At 71.5% G+C, this 18,712-nt stretch carries 15 protein-coding genes; 4 read left to right on the plus strand and 11 right to left on the minus strand.

Annotation, left to right across the window (positions count from 1 at the left end):
* Positions 1-133: 133 nt before the first annotated feature.
* Positions 134-2,410: a HelD family protein gene (locus BLU27_RS23155; RefSeq protein WP_092655761.1), complete on the minus strand. Its 2,277-nt coding sequence runs from the start codon at positions 2,408-2,410 to the stop codon at positions 134-136.
* Between the two features lie 200 nt (positions 2,411-2,610).
* On the opposite strand from BLU27_RS23155, the gene BLU27_RS23160 reads away from it, so the two are divergent.
* A complete protein-coding gene (locus BLU27_RS23160) occupies positions 2,611-2,994 on the plus strand; it encodes a phage holin family protein (RefSeq protein ID WP_197681542.1) in 384 nt (127 codons plus the stop codon).
* A 43-nt stretch (positions 2,995-3,037) separates the two neighbouring features.
* Here BLU27_RS23160 and BLU27_RS23165 read toward each other — a convergent pair whose 3' ends face one another.
* The gene (locus BLU27_RS23165) at positions 3,038-3,868 is read right to left on the minus strand and encodes a DUF1684 domain-containing protein (protein WP_092655762.1); all 831 of its coding nucleotides are present in this window, start codon (positions 3,866-3,868) and stop codon (positions 3,038-3,040) included.
* 509 nt (positions 3,869-4,377) lie between these two features.
* On the opposite strand from BLU27_RS23165, the gene BLU27_RS23170 reads away from it, so the two are divergent.
* Positions 4,378-4,740 (plus strand): hypothetical protein, encoded by a 363-nt coding sequence (locus tag BLU27_RS23170; protein WP_157728768.1) that lies wholly within the window; start codon positions 4,378-4,380, stop codon positions 4,738-4,740.
* A 52-nt stretch (positions 4,741-4,792) separates the two neighbouring features.
* On the opposite strand, the gene BLU27_RS23175 is transcribed toward BLU27_RS23170, so the two are convergent.
* The 5 genes from BLU27_RS23175 to BLU27_RS23195 all read right to left on the minus strand — a co-directional run bounded on the left by BLU27_RS23175 (position 4,793) and on the right by BLU27_RS23195 (position 9,950).
* On the minus strand, positions 4,793-5,578 hold the full coding sequence (locus BLU27_RS23175; RefSeq protein WP_092655764.1) for an inositol monophosphatase family protein: 786 nt from the start codon (positions 5,576-5,578) through the stop codon (positions 4,793-4,795).
* On the minus strand, positions 5,575-6,354 hold the full coding sequence (locus tag BLU27_RS23180; protein WP_172805018.1) for a glycerophosphodiester phosphodiesterase: 780 nt from the start codon (positions 6,352-6,354) through the stop codon (positions 5,575-5,577). The genes BLU27_RS23175 and BLU27_RS23180 overlap by 4 nt, the downstream gene beginning before the upstream one ends.
* Positions 6,355-6,495: 141 nt before the next feature.
* Positions 6,496-8,604 (minus strand): excinuclease ABC subunit UvrB, encoded by a 2,109-nt coding sequence (gene uvrB / locus BLU27_RS23185; protein WP_092658122.1) that lies wholly within the window; start codon positions 8,602-8,604, stop codon positions 6,496-6,498.
* Positions 8,605-8,711: 107 nt separating this feature from the next.
* Positions 8,712-9,353, minus strand: a complete 642-nt coding sequence (gene coaE, locus BLU27_RS23190) for a dephospho-CoA kinase (protein ID WP_092655766.1) — start codon at positions 9,351-9,353, stop codon at positions 8,712-8,714.
* Between the two features lie 27 nt (positions 9,354-9,380).
* Positions 9,381-9,950, minus strand: a complete 570-nt coding sequence (locus tag BLU27_RS23195) for a hypothetical protein (protein ID WP_092655767.1) — start codon at positions 9,948-9,950, stop codon at positions 9,381-9,383.
* A gap of 268 nt (positions 9,951-10,218) precedes the next feature.
* Here BLU27_RS23195 and BLU27_RS23200 point away from each other — a divergent pair, with 268 nt between their 5' ends.
* Complete coding sequence (locus tag BLU27_RS23200) at positions 10,219-10,566, plus strand: hypothetical protein (RefSeq protein ID WP_092655768.1); 348 nt, start codon at positions 10,219-10,221, stop codon at positions 10,564-10,566.
* 127 nt (positions 10,567-10,693) lie between these two features.
* Here the strand turns inward: BLU27_RS23200 and rpsA are convergent, their stop codons facing one another.
* From rpsA to BLU27_RS23215, 3 genes are all read right to left on the minus strand, one after another.
* The gene (rpsA, locus tag BLU27_RS23205) at positions 10,694-12,211 is read right to left on the minus strand and encodes a 30S ribosomal protein S1 (RefSeq protein ID WP_092655769.1); all 1,518 of its coding nucleotides are present in this window, start codon (positions 12,209-12,211) and stop codon (positions 10,694-10,696) included.
* Positions 12,212-12,640: 429 nt separating this feature from the next.
* Positions 12,641-13,642 carry a phosphotransferase family protein gene (locus BLU27_RS23210; RefSeq protein WP_092655770.1) on the minus strand — a complete coding sequence of 334 codons (1,002 nt, stop codon included), beginning with the start codon at positions 13,640-13,642 and terminating at the stop codon, positions 12,641-12,643.
* 9 nt (positions 13,643-13,651) lie between these two features.
* Positions 13,652-14,980 carry a M18 family aminopeptidase gene (locus BLU27_RS23215; RefSeq protein WP_092655771.1) on the minus strand — a complete coding sequence of 443 codons (1,329 nt, stop codon included), beginning with the start codon at positions 14,978-14,980 and terminating at the stop codon, positions 13,652-13,654.
* A gap of 117 nt (positions 14,981-15,097) precedes the next feature.
* Here BLU27_RS23215 and BLU27_RS23220 point away from each other — a divergent pair, with 117 nt between their 5' ends.
* A complete protein-coding gene (locus BLU27_RS23220) occupies positions 15,098-15,910 on the plus strand; it encodes a class I SAM-dependent methyltransferase (RefSeq protein WP_172805019.1) in 813 nt (270 codons plus the stop codon).
* A gap of 55 nt (positions 15,911-15,965) precedes the next feature.
* On the opposite strand, the gene polA is transcribed toward BLU27_RS23220, so the two are convergent.
* Positions 15,966-18,668 (minus strand): DNA polymerase I, encoded by a 2,703-nt coding sequence (polA, locus tag BLU27_RS23225; RefSeq protein ID WP_197681543.1) that lies wholly within the window; start codon positions 18,666-18,668, stop codon positions 15,966-15,968.
* Between the last annotated feature and the right edge of the window lie 44 nt (positions 18,669-18,712).

Genomic DNA, 18,712 nt, shown 5'->3' on the forward strand with positions numbered 1-18,712 from the left:
GGGCCACAGCAGGTCCTGCCTGAGTCCTGCTGAATGTCCTGCTCAAACAGTATTACCCCGGTCGTCGGGCAGGTCGCCCGCCGCGCGGACACCGCCCCGACCGGCCGGGCCGTCGCGCTGCCGTTCCGCTCGGTCACGCCGGGCGATCGGTTACGCCGGCCGGTCCGGTGCCGGTCAGCTTGCCGTCCGGTGCGGTCAGGGCTGCCCGCCAGCCGCTGTCGGCGCCGACGGTGACCAGTCGCTGGGTCGCCCGGGTGAGGACGACGTACAGCGTGCGGACACCCACCGGGCTCTCCGCGGCGATCTCGGCCGGCTCGACCACGACCACGCCGTCGTACTCGAGCCCCTTGCTCGCCAACCCCGTGGTGACAACGACCCGTGCGGCCGCATCGTCCCCGAGATCGGCCAGCCATCGCGCCGCCTCGTCTGCCCGGTGTCCGGCGACCACCACGCCGACGGTCCCGGCGACCGCGTCGAGGAGTTCACCCACAGCCGCGCGTACGGCCTCGGGACGACCGTCGGCACCGGTCGTCAGGTGGGTCGGTGGGTGGCCGGTCTCGCGCACCGCCCGCGGCAGCCGCACGTCGGGCAGCGCGGTGCTGATCACCTCCGCGGCCAGCTCGAAGATCTCCGCCGAGTTGCGGTAGTTGGTGTCCAGATGGAACGTACGCCGCGTGCGGACGCCCAGCGCCGCATCGCGGGCGGCCTCGGCCTCCGCGACGTCCGGCCAGGAGCTCTGCGCCGGGTCGCCGACGATCGTCCAGCTCGCGTGCCGGCCGCGGCGGCCGAGCATCCGCCACTGCATCGGCGACAGGTCCTGCGCCTCGTCCACCAGCACGTGGGCGTAGCCGTCGTACTGCGGGGTCTGCTCGCCACGGGACCGGCCGTACTCCCGGTCGTACGACGTCACCACCTCCTGCACGCCGCCGTCCTCGTCGAACGGGTCGCGTGGCACCACCGGCCGCACCGGCTCCCCGAGGAGGGCGTCCAGCTCGTCCAGCAGCGGCACGTCCTCGACGGAGTAGCCGGTCCTGCCCCGCACGGAGGATGACCGGGCCGGAGCTGCTCCGGCCGGGCGCGACCACGACGCGGCGAGCAGGTCGACCTCCTCGGGGCGGAGCACGCCCCGGGCGACCCGGGCGAGCCGGTCGCGGTCGGCCAGCCAGCCGAGCACCTCGGCCGGGGTGACGTTGGGCCACCAGGCGTCCAGGAACTCGGTGAACGCCGGTCGCTCCCGCACGTCCTGGTCGAACTCCGCGCGCGACATCGGCCGGCCGCCGGCACCGGCGCCGTCGGTCCCGGCCGCGCCGCCGGCCTGCTTCCACAGGGCACCGAGCAGCGCCCGGACCGCCTCCGCACGCGCCCGGTTGCGGCGCGCGCCCCGGCGGAGGACGTCGGTACGGATCGCGGTCAGCTCCCGGGCACCGAGCGCGAGCCGGCGGCCCGCGGCGTACAGGCGCAGCTCCTCGGGCGCACCGGGCACGGCGCCACGTGCCGCCCGGGACAGCACCTGCCGCATCCGGGCCGACCCCTTGACCACCGCGCACGGGAAGGGATCGGAGCGATCGGCCACCACGCCGTCGACGACCTCGCCGACCGATCGCAGCGTGGCCTCGTGTTCGCCGAGCGAGGGAAGGACCCGCTCGATGTAGCTCATGAAGACCGCCGAAGGCCCGACGACGAGCACGCCGCCGCCCTGGATCCGCCGGCGCTCGGTGTAGAGCAGGTAGGCGGCGCGGTGCAGGGCCACCACGGTCTTCCCGGTGCCCGGGCCGCCGCTGATCAGGGTGACGCCGGGCGCGGGGGCGCGGATCACCTGGTCCTGTTCGCGCTGGATGGTGGCCACGATGTCGCGCATCCGGCCGCTGCGGGCGGAGGTCAGCGCGGCCATCAGCGCGCCGTCACCGACCACGTGCATGTCGGCCGGCGCGTTCTCGGCGTCCAGCAGGTCGTCCTCGACACCGACCACCCGCTGGCCCTGCGACCGCAGCACCCGCCGGCGCACCACGCCCTGCGGATCGACCGCGGTCGCCTGGTAGAACACGGCCGCGGCCGGCGCCCGCCAGTCGAGCACCAGCGGCTCGTGCTCGGCGTCCCGGACGCCGATCCGGCCGACGTAGCGCACCTCGCCGCCCACGTGGTCGAGGCGGCCGAAGACCAGGCCCTCGCGCTGGGCGTCGAGCACCGCCAGCCGGCGAACCGCGTGGTCGACCAGCACGTCGCGTTCGAAGAGGCTGCGGTAGTCCTCCTCCTTGATCTGGCCGGTGTAGTCGAGCAGGCCGCGCTCGCGGCCCTCCCGGCGGACCGCGGAGGCGCTCTCGACCATCGCGGCCAGCCGGGCGTACACGCGGTCGACGTACTGCTGTTCGCGGCTGATCTCGGCCTGCTCGACCGAGGTGGAAGGCTGCACCGTGCGCGTTCTCCCTGCCCTGCGGTGCATCCGGCACCGCCCCTGACGACGAAACTTCCGACACTGCCCCAAGTGGGCAACCGCACAAGTCTAGGGCGTGTTCCACACGGCCCGCAGGACGCGCCCCTGGCGCCCGAGGTCGGCCCGGGGCGCCAGGCGGGGTGCTGCCACCGGCCCCGCGGGCGTGGGATGATCTCGCCGTGATCCCCATCGTCGTACGCGTCGCCATCAACGCCGTCGCCCTGTGGGCCGCCACCTGGGTGTCCGGCGTCGAACTCGGCGGCAGTTCCACGTCCGCCAAGGTCGGGACGCTGATCGCGGTCGCGCTGATCTTCGGCCTGGTCAACGCCGTACTCAAGCCGATCATCAAGGTGGTCGGCTGCGGCTTCTACATCGTGACGCTCGGCCTGATCTCCTTCGTGGTCAACGCGCTGCTCTTCCTGTTCGTGGGCTGGCTGGCCGGCCAGTTGCACCTCGCGTTCACCGTGAGCGGTTTCTGGGCCGGCTTCTGGGGCGCGATCATCATGACGGTGGTCAGCTTCGCGCTGAGCCTGGTCATTCCCGACAAGTACGACGAGCGCTGACTCCCGGCGAGCGCCGGCCGCTGGCGAGCGCCGACTCCTCGGGTCAGTCCCGCCGGCGGACCGCCCGCTCCCCCGCGGTCACCGCGAACGGCAGCGTGTTGCCCGCCGGCGGGGACGGGCACAGGTAGTGGTCGGCGAACGCGCACGGCGGCAGGTGCGCGCGGTTGAAGTCGAGCAGGGTACGCCCGTCCTCGTCCGGCGCCGGCAGGTGCACGAAGCGGAAGTCGTGACCGTCCCGGCCGCTGGTCCGGTCGGCGAACACCGCTTCCAGTCCGCCTCCCCTGCGGTTGCCCACCCGCAGGGTGTAGGTCTGCCCGCCGTGGTCGAACCTCACCTCACCTGACAGCGCCAGCCCGCGGTCCCGGCCGTCGGCGTTGGCCACGCGCTCGACGCGTTCGGCCGAGTCGTCGGGGTAGCCCACGAACGTCGCGGGCAGTACCCACGCCTCGTCGGGGGCGTACGCCTCGATGCCGACGAACGACGTGCGGGTGCGGGCGTGCGGGTCGTAGACCCGGACGGCGAACTGGCCCTCGCGCTCGATCAGGGCGAGCTTCCAGTCACCGTGGGAGATCGTCGACGGGTCGGGGTCGCGGTCGGAGCGGGGCCGGGCGACACCGTCCACGATCACCCCGTCCACGACCAGGCCCGCGGCGGACTCGCTGCGCACGGTCACCACGCCGGACTCCACGCTCCACACGCCGGGAACCTCCGGGACGCTGGTCGCACCGTCCACCCAGTGGGTGCCGACGAGAGCGAGCATGGCGTACGGCCCGCTGACGCCGGCCTGGCGTTGCTGGTGCCACTTCGCCCACTCGTCAGCGAACGTGGTCTCGGTCATCTCGGTCTCGGTCCCGGACTGCGCCGCGATTCCCATTTCCGAGGTGGCTCCTCACTTCGTCGATGTCGTCGACACCTGGCGTCCTCCCGTACACGGCCTGGCGTGCTCCTCCGGTCGGAGACGGTCCGCGGCCCGCGATTTCGCCCGCGGGACGAAGCCGATCTCTCGACGCCGAGATAGTAGTGGCCGGAATGTCTGGAAGCGACCCATCGTCTGCCGGGTGGCCCCGGGGTCGACCCGCGCGAGCGGGGTTTCGACCCTACGTGAGAAATGGATCACGGCAACGGGCACGGCCGGATCGGCCCTGCTTCGGCTTGCGGTCCGCTCGGGGAACGCTCTCCCCTCAGCCACTCCTCGGCCACCCCTCGGCCGCTTCTCGGCGGCTCCCGCGATGACTCCCCGGCAACCCGTTCCGGGTCAGGCCGGGCGTCCCCATCCGGCCGTCCCGGACGTTCTGGGTTCGGCTTGCGAGCATCCGGCGATGAACTATTCTTCGAACATGAGTTCGATCCCCTGCCCAAGGTGACCGGACGGAAGGACCCCGAATGACCGACCGCTTTGCCGTGCGAAAAACCCCCCAGGGGCATGGCGTGTGGGACGCGGCCGTCAATGGCTGGCACAGCAGGCAGGACCTGGACGAGGCCGCGGCCACGGAGTTGGCGAACACGATGAACGCCGGCCACGTGGCCCGGGAGGCCCACCCCGACACCGGTTCCCGGCGGGTGGTGCCGGCCAAACCGGTGCTGGTGCTCGTGGACGGGCGCTGGTGGCCCGGGCATCTCGACTGGTGGGTGCACGAGAACGACGGGTGGTACGGCCGGGCGACCCTGGACGCCAGTGGCGCGGCGAGCTGGTATCCCGCCGCGTCGCTGCGCCCGGCGCCGGCCTCGGCGGCGAGGAGCGCGTGAGACTCGGGCCGGTCGCGGGGACGTGCGGCCCCCGCGACCGGCCGCCCGTCCATCAGCCGGCGGAGTCGCCCGTCCACGCCTCCCACACCTGGTCGGCGACCCCGGGCCCGGCCACCATGATCCCGCCCGACTCCGGAAACAGCGTTTGCTTACCGTCCTCCCCGCGGACGTCGGCTCCGGCCTGGCCGGCGACGAACACCGAGGCCAGCAGGTCGATCGGGTTGAACGCACCGATCACACCGCCCGCCGCCCGGCCCGCGGCGACGCTGACCAGGGAGAGCGCCGAGGAGCCCATGATCCTGGTGGTGCACATCTGACCGGCGAGCCGATCGAGCATGTCGGTCATCCCGGGCCAGGGACGGTACGCCGCCCACTCGGTGACCACCACCTCACCGGCCAGCCCGGTGGCGTCCGAGCACCGGATCGGATCGCCGTTGCACAGCGCCGGGCCACCCCGGACAGCGCTGAACACCTCGCCGCGGAACGGATCGGCGACCACCCCGAGCACGGGCCCGTCGGCGTCGGCCAGGGCGAGGCTGAACGAACACCAGGGCAGGCCGCTGGCGTAGTTGGTGGTGCCGTCCACCGGGTCGAGATACCAGGTGGGAGCACCGTCGGCGGCAGGACGGCCGCCGTACTCCTCACCCACCAGCGCGTACGCCGGGAAACGTTCGGCCACGACGGCGCGCACCCGGCGTTCGATCTCCCGATCGGTCTCGGTCACCAGGTCGGCAGCGTTCGCCTTCGTGGTCACCGACGTGGGCCGGGCCCGCATCCGGCCGGCTGCCCAGTCGGCGAGTTCGAGGGCGGTGGACAGCTCGTCGGCGTACGCCGTCATCGTCGGGCCTCCGTCTTCGGATCCGCGGGCTGACCGGCCGTGAGCTGACCGGCTGCAGACTCGCCGGCCGCCGACTGGTTCGGCGTGGGCCGGCGAACCACTTCGACCAGGGCGGCGATCCGGTTGCTGATGATCGCGTCCACCCCCAGGTCGGAGAGCCGGGCCATCTGCTTGGGCTCGTCCACCGTCCAGGTCGACACCAGCCGGCCCGCGGCGTGGTTGGCAGCGACCGTCTCCTCATTCAGGTGGATCCACTCCGGGTTGAAGTACTGCGGGCGCACCCTCTCCCACACGTCGTCACCCGGCGGCGTCGAATGACCCCAGGACAGCGCGATCGCGGCACCGGGTTGTCGTTCGCGGATCTGAGCCAGCGCCTCGGTGTCCCCGGCGTAGAGGACGTGGGCGTCCAGTCCGCGCTCGCGCACCAGTGCCTGGGTGGCCAGCCCGATCGCGACGGAAGTGACGTCCAGCATGACCTGGGTGCCCAGCCGGACGATCAGGTCGAGTGCCTCCTCGGCGGTTGGCAGCGACCACGTGCCGCCGGGTGCGCGGTGGACGGCGGCAAGATCGGCGAACGAGACCGACGCAACTTGTCGCCGGTCGTCCCACAGGCGTTCCAGGGTTGGGTCGTGGAGGACGATGAGGCGGTCGTCCGCGGTGAGACGCAGGTCGATCTCCACCATGTCGGCACCCGCGGCGACCGCCGCCTCGATGGCCGGCAGAGTGTTTTCCCGGTTGCCGTGTGGCTCGCCTCTGTGGGCGATGGCCGTGGTCACGTGTGATCCTCCCTGACAGGGCTCTGGGTCCCGACGATCCTGGCACTGCCACGCCGGCCATCGCACTCCGGCCACTGCACCCAGGGCAACGTCCTCCACGGCCGCCCCGGTCCGCGTCACCCCCCGGCTACTTCACTCCGGCTACTTCACCCCGGCCTCGTGCATGCCGCGCAGCTCGCGCTTGAGCTCGTGGATCTCGTCGCGCAACCTTGCGGCCAGCTCGAACTGGAGTTGCTCGGCCGCGGTGTTCATCTGCTGGTTGAGCTCCTGGATCAGGTCGGCGAGGTCGGAGGCCGGCAGGGCCGCCAGGTCCTTCGCGTGCCGACCGGCCTCGCCAAGGCTGGACAGCTCGGGCACCGGCGCCTTCCCGCGGCTCTGCTGACGCCCCGCGCCACCCAGGAGCTTCTGGGTGTCGGCGTCCTCGCGGGCGAGCATGTCGGTGATGTCGGCGATCCGCTTGCGCAGCGGAGTGGGGTCGATCCCCTTCTCCTTGTTGTACGCGACCTGCTTCTCCCGCCGCCGGTTGGTCTCGTCGATCGCCATCTGCATGGACGGCGTGATCGAGTCGGCGTACATGATCACCTGCCCGGAGACGTTACGTGCGGCCCGGCCGATGGTCTGGATGAGGCTGGTGCCCGAACGCAGGAAGCCCTCCTTGTCGGCGTCCAGGATGGCCACCAGCGAAACCTCCGGCAGGTCGAGGCCCTCCCGGAGGAGGTTGATGCCCACCAGCACGTCGTACTCGCCCATCCGCAGCTCACGCAGCAACTCCACCCGGCGCAACGTGTCGACCTCGCTGTGGAGGTAACGCACCCGGATGCCCTGCTCGAGCAGGTAGTCGGTGAGGTCCTCGGCCATCTTCTTGGTCAGGGTGGTGACCAGGACCCGCTCCTGCTTCGCCTCCCGCAGCCGGATCTCGTGGATGAGGTCGTCGATCTGGCCCTTGGTGTTCTTCACCACCACCTCGGGATCCACCAGCCCGGTCGGCCGGATGATCTGCTCGACCGTGCCGTTGGCCTTGCTCAGCTCGTAGTTGCCGGGCGTGGCGGAGAGATAGACGGTCTGCCCGATGCGCTCGAGGAACTCCTCCCAGCGCAGAGGCCGGTTGTCCATCGCCGACGGCAGCCGGAAGCCGTGCTCGACCAGCGTCCGCTTGCGGGACATGTCGCCTTCGTACATCCCGCCGATCTGGGGCACCGTCACGTGGGACTCGTCGATGACCAGCAGGAAGTCCTCGGGGAAGTAGTCGAGCAGGCAGTGCGGCGGCGATCCGGGCGCGCGTCCGTCGATGTGGCGTGAGTAGTTCTCGATGCCCGAGCAGGTGCCGATCTGGCGCATCATCTCGATGTCGTACGTGGTGCGCATGCGCAGCCGCTGCTCCTCCAGCAGCTTGCCCTGGCGCGCCAGCTCGGGCAGCCGCTCGGCGAGCTCCGCCTCGATGTCGGCGATCGCTCGCTCCATCCGCTCCGCACCGGCGACGTAGTGGGACGCCGGGAAGATGTAGAGCTCCTGGTCCTCGGTGACGATCTCCCCGGTCACCGGGTGCAGGGTGGACAGCCGCTCGATCTCGTCGCCGAAGAACTCGATCCGGACGGCCATCTCCTCATAGACCGGGAACACCTCGAGGGTGTCGCCGCGGACCCGGAAGGTGCCGCGGGTGCCTGCGGCGTCGTTGCGGGAGTACTGCATCTCGACCAGCCGGCGAAGCACCTGGTCGCGCTCGATCTCCTCACCGATCCGCACCCGGACCATCCGGTCGACGTACTCCTGCGGGGTGCCCAGGCCGTAGATGCTGGACACCGTGGCGACCACGATCGTGTCGCGCCGGGTCAGCAGCGAGTTGGTGGCGGAGTGCCGCAGCCGCTCGACCTCCTCGTTGATCGAGGAGTCCTTCTCGATGTAGGTGTCGGACTGCGGAACGTAGGCCTCGGGCTGGTAGTAGTCGTAGTAGGAGACGAAATACTCGACCGCGTTGTCGGGGAAGAAGTGCCGCAGCTCGTTGGCGAACTGCGCCGCGAGGGTCTTGTTGGGCTCGATCACCAGGGTGGGCCGCTGCAACTTCTCCACGGCCCAGGCGACCGTCGCGGTCTTTCCGGTGCCGGTGGCACCCAGCAACACCACGTCGCGCTCGCCCGCCTCGATCCGGCGGGCGATGTCGTCGATGGCCTCCGGCTGGTCGCCGGACGGGGCGAAGTCTGAGACCACCTTGAACGGCGCGACCTTGCGGACAATGTCAGTAACCGGACGCATGATGCCCACCGTACGCCCGACCACCGACAGGCCCTCCCGCGCCGACCGCGAAACGGGCGCACCGGGCGCACCGGGCGCACCGGGCCGGATCGTCCCGGATCGAACCGTCAGGCCAGGTCCCGCCCCCGCCGCTCGCCCTCGTCGCCGGACGCGGCCGACCTCAGCCGCCGCCACAGCTCCTCCACCCGGACGTCGAGGTCGGTCAGCGACCCGGAGTTGTCCACGACCACGGTGGCGGCGGCCCGGCGCTCGTCCCTGGACGCCTGGGCGGCGGCCCGCGCCCGAGCGTCGTCCACCCCGATCCCCCGCGCGCTGGTGAGCCGGTCGATCTGCAGCTCCTCGGGGACGTCGACCACGATCACCTCGTCGAACCCGCCCTGTTGCCCGGTCTCCACCAGGAGCGGAATGTCGTGGACGACCACCGCGTCCGGGTTCGCGGCGACGGCGGCGCGTTCGAGTTCGGCGGCCCGGGCGCGTACCCGCGGGTGGATGATCTCCTCCAGTCGCCGACGGGATTCGGCGTGGGCGAACACCCGGCGCCCCAGCGCCGGGCGGTCGAGTGCGCCGTCAGGGCCGAGCACCTCCTCGCCGAAAGCCCCGACCACGGCGGCCAGCCCGTCGGTGCCCGGCGCCACCACCTCTCGCGCCAGCCGGTCGGCGTCGATCACGACGGCCCCGCGGGCGGCGAGCCGCCGCGCGACCTCACTCTTGCCCGACCCGATTCCGCCCGTCAGTCCCACCCGAAGCACAGTCGAGGACGATAGCCGAGAGGCGGCTCAGCCGTGCGCGACGACCTGTGACATCGCCCGGCGGGCGCGGTCCAGGCTGGTGGCCAGCGGCTCGTCGAACCGGTCGGGGTTGAACGGAGCCCGGGTGGAGACGTACAGCCCGCCGTTCACCTGCTCCACGTGGGCACCCTGGTATGCCTGGGCGATGCCGGCGTGCAACCGGGTCAGGTCGAACCACGCGTCCAGGAACAGGTCCGGCTCCGGAGTGACCAGGAGGTCCTTCGGCGAGAGAAAGGGCGCCTCCAGCACGACCGACGCGTACAGCGGCCGGAGAGTGACCGCCAGCGCGACCAGAAGCTCCCGCAGCCGGTCGCCCAGGACGAACGCCGCCTTCTCGTCGGTGTAGGGGCGCTCCAGCACCGACCCGTCCACGACGACCTCGATCGGGTCGGCGTCGAGCAGCGCCAGGGAGGTCATCGGCGAGCAGCGCCGAACGACCGGATCGCGCAGCCCGTCCAGCCGTGTCACGACCTGGCGGACCTCGGTCACGAGCGTGTCGTCCCGCCGCCCCGGGACGAACAGGCCCACGCCCGCCGGTTGCCATCCGAGCTCGTGCACCCTTCCAGTGTTGCCGACGGAAGGAGATCGGGACAGTGCACGACCAAACCCCGGCGGTGGGCGGGTGGGAGCCTCCACGCGGGGGCTCAGGCGGGCGCAGGCGCCAGGATTTTCGCATCACCGCGGCCCGTCATGTCCGGGCTGTCCGGGTCGTCAACGGGTCGCGAAGGCCCGGCTCGTACAGTCTCGCGGTGGTCGGTCGTAGTCGGGGTGATTGCCGGTGATTTCCCTGATGACCGACCGGCATCTGATGCCCTATAACCATGCCATGTCCGAACCACGCCTACCTCGTGACGACGCCGAGGCCGCCCTGCACGCCCGCAAGGAGCTCGGTGGCGACTTCGAGCCGGCCGTCGTCGACTCCTTCGTCGAACGCATCGACGCTGCCATCGAGGCCCGGGTGGCGCAGGAGGTCAAGCGGGCAACGGCGTCCGCGCCGGCGCCGCGCAAGGACGACGGCCACGCGCTGGCGCTGGCCATCGTCTCCCTGGGAGTGGCGATCCCGCTGTCGGGGCTCGCCGCTCACGAGGCCGGGCCCCGCGGCCTGCTCCTGGCCTGGATCGGGATCGTCCTGGTCAATCTCACGTTCGCCCTCGGCCGCCTGCGCCGCGGCTAGGAGACCCCAGGGCCTTGCGGGGCGGACTTGGCACCGCTGGCAAGCCCTCTCACGAGAAACGGCAACGGCCCCGCCGGATGGCGGGGCCGTTGCCGTTTGCTGTCGCGTCGGGACGCGTGAGCCTGGCTCAGCCGTTGCCGGTGAGCTTCTCCCGCAGCGCCGCGAGCGCCTCGTCCGAAGCCAGCGTGCCCTCGGCCTCGCGGGACGGCTCGGCCGATGCGTAGGACTGACCGGAGGAGGAGGAAGAAGAAGGTGCCGCGGCCGCGGGGGCCTCGCTCTCCTCGATCTCGGCCTGCTGCGCGGCCTCGATCTGCTTCTTGTGCGCCTCCCAGCGGCTGTGCGCCTCGGCGTACTCGCGCTCCCACTGGTCACGCTGCTTCTCGAAGCCCTCGAGCCACTCGCCCGTCTCCGGGTCGAAGCCCTCGGGGTACTTGTAGTTGCCCTGGTCGTCGTACTCGGCGGCCATGCCGTAGAGGGTCGGGTCGAACTGCTCCCCGATCGCCTCGGCACCCTCGTTGGCCTGCTTGAGCGACAGCGAGATCCGGCGGCGCTCGAGGTCGATGTCGATGATCTTGACCATGACGTCGTTACCGACCTGAACAACCTGCTCGGGCACCTCTACGTGGCGCTCGGCCAGCTCGGAGATGTGCACCAGACCCTCGATGCCGTCGTCGACCCGGACGAACGCACCGAACGGCACCAGCTTGGTGACCTTGCCCGGCACGATCTGGCCGATCTGGTGGATCCGGGCGAACTGCTGCCACGGGTCCTCCTGCGTCGACTTCAGCGACAGCGAGACGCGCTCGCGGTCGAGGTCGACGTCGAGCACCTCGACGGTGACCTCCTGGCCCACTTCGACGACCTCGCTCGGGTGGTCGATGTGCTTCCAGGAGAGCTCCGAAACGTGCACCAGACCGTCGACGCCACCGAGGTCCACGAACGCACCGAAGTTGACGATGCTGGAGACGACGCCCTTGCGGATCTGGCCCTTCTGCAGCTGGTGCAGGAAGTTCTGCCGGACCTCGGACTGGGTCTGCTCCAGCCACGCGCGCCGGGACAGGACCACGTTGTTGCGGTTCTTGTCCAGCTCGATGATCTTGGCCTCGAGCTCGCGGCTGACGTAGGGCTGCAGGTCGCGCACGCGCCGCATCTCCACCAGGGAGGCCGGCAGGAAGCCACGCAGACCGATGTCGAGGATGAGACCGCCCTTGACGACCTCGATGACGGTGCCGGTGACGACGCCGTCCTCCTCCTTGATCTGCTCGATCGTGCCCCAGGCGCGCTCGTACTGAGCACGCTTCTTGGACAGGATCAGGCGGCCTTCCTTGTCTTCCTTCTGGAGGACCAGCGCCTCGACGTGGTCGCCGACCTTCACCACTTCGCCCGGGTCGACGTCGTGCTTGATCGACAGCTCCCGAGCGGGGATCACGCCTTCGGTCTTGTAGCCGATGTCGAGCAGGACCTCGTCCCGGTCGACTTTCACGACGGTGCCCTCGACGATGTCACCGTCGTTGAAGTACTTGATTGTCTCGTCGATCGCGGCGAGGAAGGCCTCCTCCGAACCCACGTCGTTCACCGCGACCTGCGGCGTCTTCTGCTGGGCCGGTGCTGATTCGGTCAGCGGGGCCTCGATGCTGCTCGTCATCTGGTTGATGGCTCCGATATGGCGTTGGTCGTCGTCACGTGCGCGCGTGGACCCTTTGATCGCACTGCCGAGAAGTCGCGGCCGTTTTTCCTGGGCCGGAACCAGGTGATTTCGACAAGAACGAGCGCGAGCCTGCTCCGTCCGAGGTCGCACAGGCCCACAACGCTCATGTCAGGATACGGGTGCCCCGCGACAAGGGTCAACGCAACCCCGCAGACAGCGGCCATCCCAAACGCGGGATCTTCGCGGAGCGTTCCCGCTGGGCAGCACACCGGGAGCCGAAGGGCCGATTTGTCCGGTATCGGGGTCATCGGCCGGTCGCCACAGGCTACGGCATGGCAGGACCCGGCTGCGGCACCCGACCCTGATCCGCTCCGCGGCGCAGGCCCCGGGCGGTTTCCGAAGCCGGCCGCCGACGGAGCGGGAGGCTCATCCGCGCGCGGGGCGGCCCCATTCGGGGCGTCCGCCCGACAGGTCGCGGGCCCGGGTACAGCGCAGCAGCAGGTCGGTGGCGGCCCGGGTGATCTCGTGTTGCTCGGACCTGCCGGCCAGGTCGACCAGCGCGAACAGGTCGACCGCCTGGGCGATCCGCCGGAACTCCGGGTGCAGCGGCGGGCCGTAGGTGCGCAACGCGTCGACGGCGGCGCCGGCGAACAGCTCGTCGGTCTCGAACCGCAGCAGGTTGCCGAGGTCCGCGTAGGGACTGCCGGCGTGGGCGTACTCCCAGTCGACCAGGCCGGTCACCTGGCCGGTCCCGGGGTCGACGAGGAGGTTCTTGGGGTTGAAGTCGGAGTGGCACAGACAGGTACGCCGAACCTCGTCGAGCAGGTCCTGGCCCTGCCTCGCCACCTCCCGCAGGCCGGCGAAGTCGGCGACGCTCCACGTGGCGAGGCCGCCGGACTTCCGGTGGGCGTCGACCCACTCCTCCAGTCCGCCGGCGGCTCCGGTCCAGGGCCGGATCCGCAGGTCGGCGTCGACGAACTCGCCCGCCCCGGGGAAGGGCATCCCAGACAGCCGGGCGAGCACCCTGCCGACGCCGGCGCCCGCTGCCTCGCGCAGCCGCGGCGGCGCGTCCGGTAGCCAGCGGTCCAGCGGCTCGCCGGGCAGCCGCTCCATGAGCAGGTACGCCGGCTGGTCGGGGGTTGCCTGGGTGCGCAGGTCGAGGACCCGCGGCACCGGCACCAGGTCGCGGACCAGGGCGAGCAGCGCGGCGTCGATCCCTGCCCTGCCTGGCTCGCGGAGGTAGAGCCGGAGCACGGCCTCCTCACCCGGGGCGCCGACGAGGAACGTCTCGCCGCTGTATCCGCCGGACAACGGCCGGGCCTCGGCGCCGAGGAGGAGCCGGGCGGCCGTGGTCACCGGGCGTCCCGCGCCGCCGTCCTCGCCGGAGCCGTCACCGACATCGGGATCGCCGCCGGGTGTGGGTGGCATCGGCGTCGCTCAGGCCGCGGGTGCGAGGAATGCGGCCAGGGCGTCGACGTACATCCCCGGATCGGCGGCCCCGCACAGCTCCCGCGCGGAGTGCATCGCGAGCTGCGGCGCGCCCACGTCGACGGTGGTGAGGCCGACACCCGCGGCCGTGATCGGCCCGACGGTGGACCCGCAGGGCATGTCGGCGCGGCTGACGAACCGCTGCAGCGGGACGTCGGCCTGCTCGCAGGCGGACACGAACGCACCGGTGCCGCGGGCGTCGGTGGCGTACCGGAGGTTGACGTTGACCTTGAGCACCGGCCCACCATTGACGGCGATCAGGTGGTGGGGCTCGTGGCGCTCGGGATAGTTGGGGTGCGTCGCGTGGGCCATGTCACCGGACGCGCAGACGGACCCGGCGAGGGCCCGCAGGAGGTCCTCCCGGTCGCCGCCGCCGGCGAGCACGATCCGCTCGAGGACCGCGGGCAGCAGCGTGGACGCGGCGCCGCGCTCGGAGACGCTGCCCACCTCCTCGTGGTCGAACAACGCCAGCACCGGCACGAGCGGGACAGCTCCGGGGGTGTCCACTGCTTTCAGCAGTGCGCGAACGCCGGCGTAGGTGGTGCCGAGGTTGTCCAGCCGCGGTGCGCTCACCAGGTCGCCGTCGCGGCCGATCAGCGTGCTCGGTGCGAGGTCGTGGGTCATCAGCTCCCAGGCGAGGACGTCGCCTGGCTCGACCTCCAGCTCCTCGGCGACGAACGCGGTGAAGTCGCCGGGTGAGGTGCCCACCCCCCAGACCGGGAACACGTGCTGCTGGGGGTTGAGCTTCACTCCGGTCTCGCGGATCTCGCGGTCGAGGTGGATCGCGAGCTGCGGCACCCGCAGGATCGGGCGGTCGACCACCAGCAGGCGTTCGTCGGTGCCGTCCGGGGTGCGGACGCTGATCCGGCCGGACAGGCCGAGGTCGCGGTCGAGCCAGGAGTTGAGCAGTGCGCCGCCGTAGGGCTCGGCGGCGAGCACCTGCCAACCGGCCCGGGTGATGTCGGGGTGCGGCTTGATCCGGAGGTTTGGGCTGTCGGTGTGCGCACCGACGACCCGGAAGGCAGTGTGGGCGCCGGCCGCCTGCTCGGTGCTCCACGCGACCAGCGAACCGCCGCGAACGGTGTAGTAGCGGCCGGGGTCGCGCGGCCAGCGGGCCGCCTCGTCCACCGCGGTGAACCCGGACGCCTCCAGCCGGGCGGCCGCCTCCGCGCAGGCGTGGAACGGCGACGGCGCGGCGTCGATGAACTCACACAGGCCGGCGGCCTCGGCGAAGCGCTCGGGCGCGGACGGGGTGTCGGTCGAGGGCTCAGTGGACATGCGGAGGATCCTAGTGGGCTGCTCCGACAGCGCGGCTCGTGGAAGAAGCGCGGCTCGTGGAAGAAGCGCGGCTCGTGGAAGAAGCGCGGCTCGTGGAAGGAAGGAAAGGTGTGCGGCGTGGCCGAGCCTTCAGGCGCGACCGGACCGTCCGGCCGCGCGCCCGGCCCGAGGGTGCCGGGCGCGGCCAACCGGCGGTGGTGGGACGACAACGCCGACGAGTACCAGCTGGAGCACGGGGCCTTCCTGCGTGACACCGGCTTCGTGTGGGGACCAGAGGGGCTGGACGAGGCGGACGCGGGCCTGCTCGGCGACGTACGCGGGCTGCGGATCCTCGAGGTGGGGTGCGGTGCTGCCCAGTGCGCCCGCTGGTTGCGGACCGCCGGCGCCCACCCGGTCGGGGTCGACGTGTCGTTCCGGCAGGCGCAGCACGCTCGGCGCCTGGACGAGCAGACCGGCGTGGCGGTGCCCGTGGTCACCGCGGACGCCGGAGCGCTGCCGTTCACCGGCGCGACCTTCGACGTGGCGTGTTCGGCGTACGGCGCACTGCCGTTCGTCGCCGATCTCGACGGGGTGTTGCGGGAGGTTGCCCGGGTGCTGCGGGAGCGGGGCCGCTGGGTGTTCAGTGTCAGCCACCCGGTGCGGTGGGCGTTCCCGGACGACCCCGGGCCGGCGGGGCTGGTGGCGAACCGGTCCTACTTCGACCGGACACCGTACGTCGAGACCGACCGGACAGGGCGTCCGGCGTACGCCGAGTACCACCGCACGCTCGGTGACTGGATCCGTGCGCTGACCGCTGCGGGCTTCGTCGTCCGCGACCTGGTGGAGCCCGACTGGCCGGCGGACAACACCAACGTGTGGGGCGGCTGGAGCCCGCTTCGCGGCCGGCTGCTGCCCGGCACGGCGATCTTCGTCTGCGAACGCGCGGCGTAGCGCCTGACCCTGCGGCCGGCCCCAGGGTGTGTCGCGGGCCGGCCCAGCGAGCGGGTCAGTGGCCGGCCTCGTGCCACGTGCGCCCCTCCCCGAGGGAGACGTCGAGCGGGACGGTCAGGTCCGCGGCCCCGCCCATCTGCGCGCGGAGCAGCTCCTCGACCTGGGCCTGCTCCCCCGGGGCCACCTCCAGCACGAGCTCGTCGTGCACCTGCAGCAGGACGCGGGACGTGAGCCCGGCCGTGCGCAGCGCCTCGTCGACGCCGAGCATCGCGACCTTGATCAGGTCGGCCGCCGATCCCTGGATCGGGGCGTTCAGCGCCATGCGTTCGGCCATCTCCCGGCGCTGGCGGTTGTCGCTGGTGAGGTCGGGAAGGTAGCGGCGGCGGCCGAGAATCGTCTCGGTGTAGCCGGTCTTGCGGGCCGCGTCGACGACGCCGCGCAGGTAGTCGCGCACCCCGCCGAAGCGCTCGAAGTATTCGTCCATCAGCCCGCGCGCCTCGGCTGTGTCGATGCGCAACTGCTGGGACAGGCCGTACGCCGACAGGCCGTAGGCGAGGCCGTAGTTCATCGCCTTGATCTTGGCCCGCATCTCGTGGGTGACCTCGGCCGGCGGAACGGAGAACACCCGCGAGGCGGTGGCGGCGTGGAAGTCCTCGCCGGAGTTGAACGCGTCGATCAGCCCAGCGTCGTCGGACAGGTGGGCCATGATCCGCATCTCGATCTGGCTGTAGTCGGCGGTCACCAGCCGCTCGAACCCCGGCCCGACGACGAACGCCTCGCGGATGCGGCGGCCCTCCTCGGTGCGGATGGGGATGTTCTGCAGATTGGGATCGGTGGACGACAACCGGCCGGTCGCGGCGATGGTCTGGTTGAACGTGGTGTGGATCCGGCCGTCGTGGGCGATCGTCTTGAGCAGGCCCTCGACCGTGGACCGCAGCCTCGACGCGTCGCGGTGTGCCAGCAGGTGAGCGAGGAACGGGTGCTCGGTCTGCACGAACAGCTGCTGCAGCGCCTCGGCGTCGGTGGTGTAGCCGGTCTTGGTGCGCTTGGTCTTCGGCATGCCGAGCTTGTCGAACAGCACCACCTGGAGCTGCTTGGGCGAGCCGAGGTTGATCTCCTCGCCGATCACGCGATAGGCGTCATCGGCGGCCTGCTTGACCTGCCCGGCGAAGTGGGCCTCCAGCTCCGACAGCCGGTCGGCGTCGACGCAGATGCCGACCTGCTCCATCCGGGCGAGCACGCTCACCAGGGGCAGCTCGACCTCACCGAGCAGCCGGGCACCGCCTCGCTGGGACAGCTCCTCGTCGAGCTTGGCGGCGAGGTCGATGACCGCGCGTGCGGCCACCATGGCGGTCTCGGCGATGCCACCGGACTCGTCCACGCCGTCCAGGCTGAGCTGCCCGTCGTCGGCCGTCTCGGTGCGCAGCTCCCGGCGGAGGTATCGCAGGGTGAGGTCGGACAGGTCGTAGGAGCGCTGGTCGGGGCGTACGAGATAGGCCGCGAGCGCGGTGTCGCTGGTGAGGCCGCGCAGCGTCCAGCCCCGGGCGGCGAGCGCGAGGATCGGTCCCTTCGCGTCGTGCAGCGCCTTCTCGTGCGCCGGATCGGCGAGCCAGTCGGCGAGCACCTGCTCGTCCTCGGGACTCATCAGGGTCGGGTCGAGCCAGACGGCGGCTCCGTCGGAGGAGGCCAGCGCGACACCGGCGACGTCTCCGGAACCTCTCCCCCAGCTGCCCTGGACGTGCAGCCCGGTGCGGACCGTGCCGGGCGCTCCCTTGGCGTGCTTGTCCAGCCAGCCCGCGAGCTGCCCCGGCTCCAGGGCGGCACCGGTGACCTCGAACCCCTCCTCGGCCTCGGGCTCGGCCGTGTGCAGGGTGGCGAAGAGCCGCTCGCGCAGCACCCGGAACTCCAGCGCGTCGAAGACGCGGTGCACGGCGTCTCGGTCCCACGGCCGCAGGACGAGATCGCCAGGCTGCACCGGAAGCGACAGGTCGCAGACGAGGCCGTTGAGCTGGCGGTTCTGCAGCACCTGTCCGAGGTGATCCCGCAGCGACTGACCGGCCTTGCCCTTCACCTCGTCGACATGGGCCACGAGGTCGTCGAGCGAGCCGTACTGGTTGAGCCACTTCGCCGCGGTCTTCGGCCCCACACCGGGAACGCCGGGAAGGTTGTCGCTGGTCTCGCCGACGAGGGCGGCGAGATCGCTGTAACGCTCGGGCGGGATGGCGTAGCGCCGCTCCACCTCGGCCGGAGTGATCCGCGCGACCTCCGACACCCCGCGCGTCGGGTAGATCACCGTCAGGTCGTCGCTGACCAGCGAGAACGTGTCGCGGTCGCCGGAGACCACCAGCACCTCGTAGCCGTGCGCGGCCGCGCCCGTGGCGAGCGTCGCGATCACGTCGTCGGCCTCGTAACCCTCCGCCTCCACGAACCGGATGTTGAGGGCGCCGAGCACCTCCTTGATCAGCGGCAGCTGGCTGCGGAACTCGTCGGGCGTCTTCGCCCGGCCGGCTTTGTACTCCGCGTAGGCCTCGCTGCGGAAGGTCTGCCGCCCGACGTCGAAGGCGACCGCGATGTGAGTCGGCTGCTCGTCACGCAGCATGTTGATCAACATCGAGGTGAAGCCGTAGACCGCGTTGGTGGTCTGTCCCGTCGCGGTGGAGAAGTTTTCCGCCGGCAGGGCGAACCACGCCCGGTAGGCCAGCGAGTGGCCGTCGAGGAGAAGGAGCCGGGGTCGGTCGGTGCGGGGTGCGTCTGCCACGCAGGCGACTCTAGTAGTCCCCACCGACAGTCCGGCCGACCGTC

The organism is Actinopolymorpha singaporensis (assembly GCF_900104745.1).
Taxonomy (GTDB): Bacteria; Actinomycetota; Actinomycetes; order Propionibacteriales; family Actinopolymorphaceae; genus Actinopolymorpha; species Actinopolymorpha singaporensis.

Coding starts and splice junctions, on each gene's coding strand:
- BLU27_RS23165 (WP_092655762.1), bottom strand. CDS start 3,868: ATGGGAATCGCGGCGCAGTCCGGGACCGAGACCGAGATGACCGAGACC.
- BLU27_RS23170 (WP_157728768.1), top strand. CDS start 4,378: ATGACCGACCGCTTTGCCGTGCGAAAAACCCCCCAGGGGCATGGCGTG.
- BLU27_RS23175 (WP_092655764.1), bottom strand. CDS start 5,578: ATGACGGCGTACGCCGACGAGCTGTCCACCGCCCTCGAACTCGCCGAC.
- uvrB (WP_092658122.1), bottom strand. CDS start 8,604: ATGCGTCCGGTTACTGACATTGTCCGCAAGGTCGCGCCGTTCAAGGTG.
- BLU27_RS23200 (WP_092655768.1), top strand. CDS start 10,219: ATGTCCGAACCACGCCTACCTCGTGACGACGCCGAGGCCGCCCTGCAC.
- rpsA (WP_092655769.1), bottom strand. CDS start 12,211: ATGACGAGCAGCATCGAGGCCCCGCTGACCGAATCAGCACCGGCCCAG.
- BLU27_RS23210 (WP_092655770.1), bottom strand. CDS start 13,642: ATGCCACCCACACCCGGCGGCGATCCCGATGTCGGTGACGGCTCCGGC.
- BLU27_RS23215 (WP_092655771.1), bottom strand. CDS start 14,980: ATGTCCACTGAGCCCTCGACCGACACCCCGTCCGCGCCCGAGCGCTTC.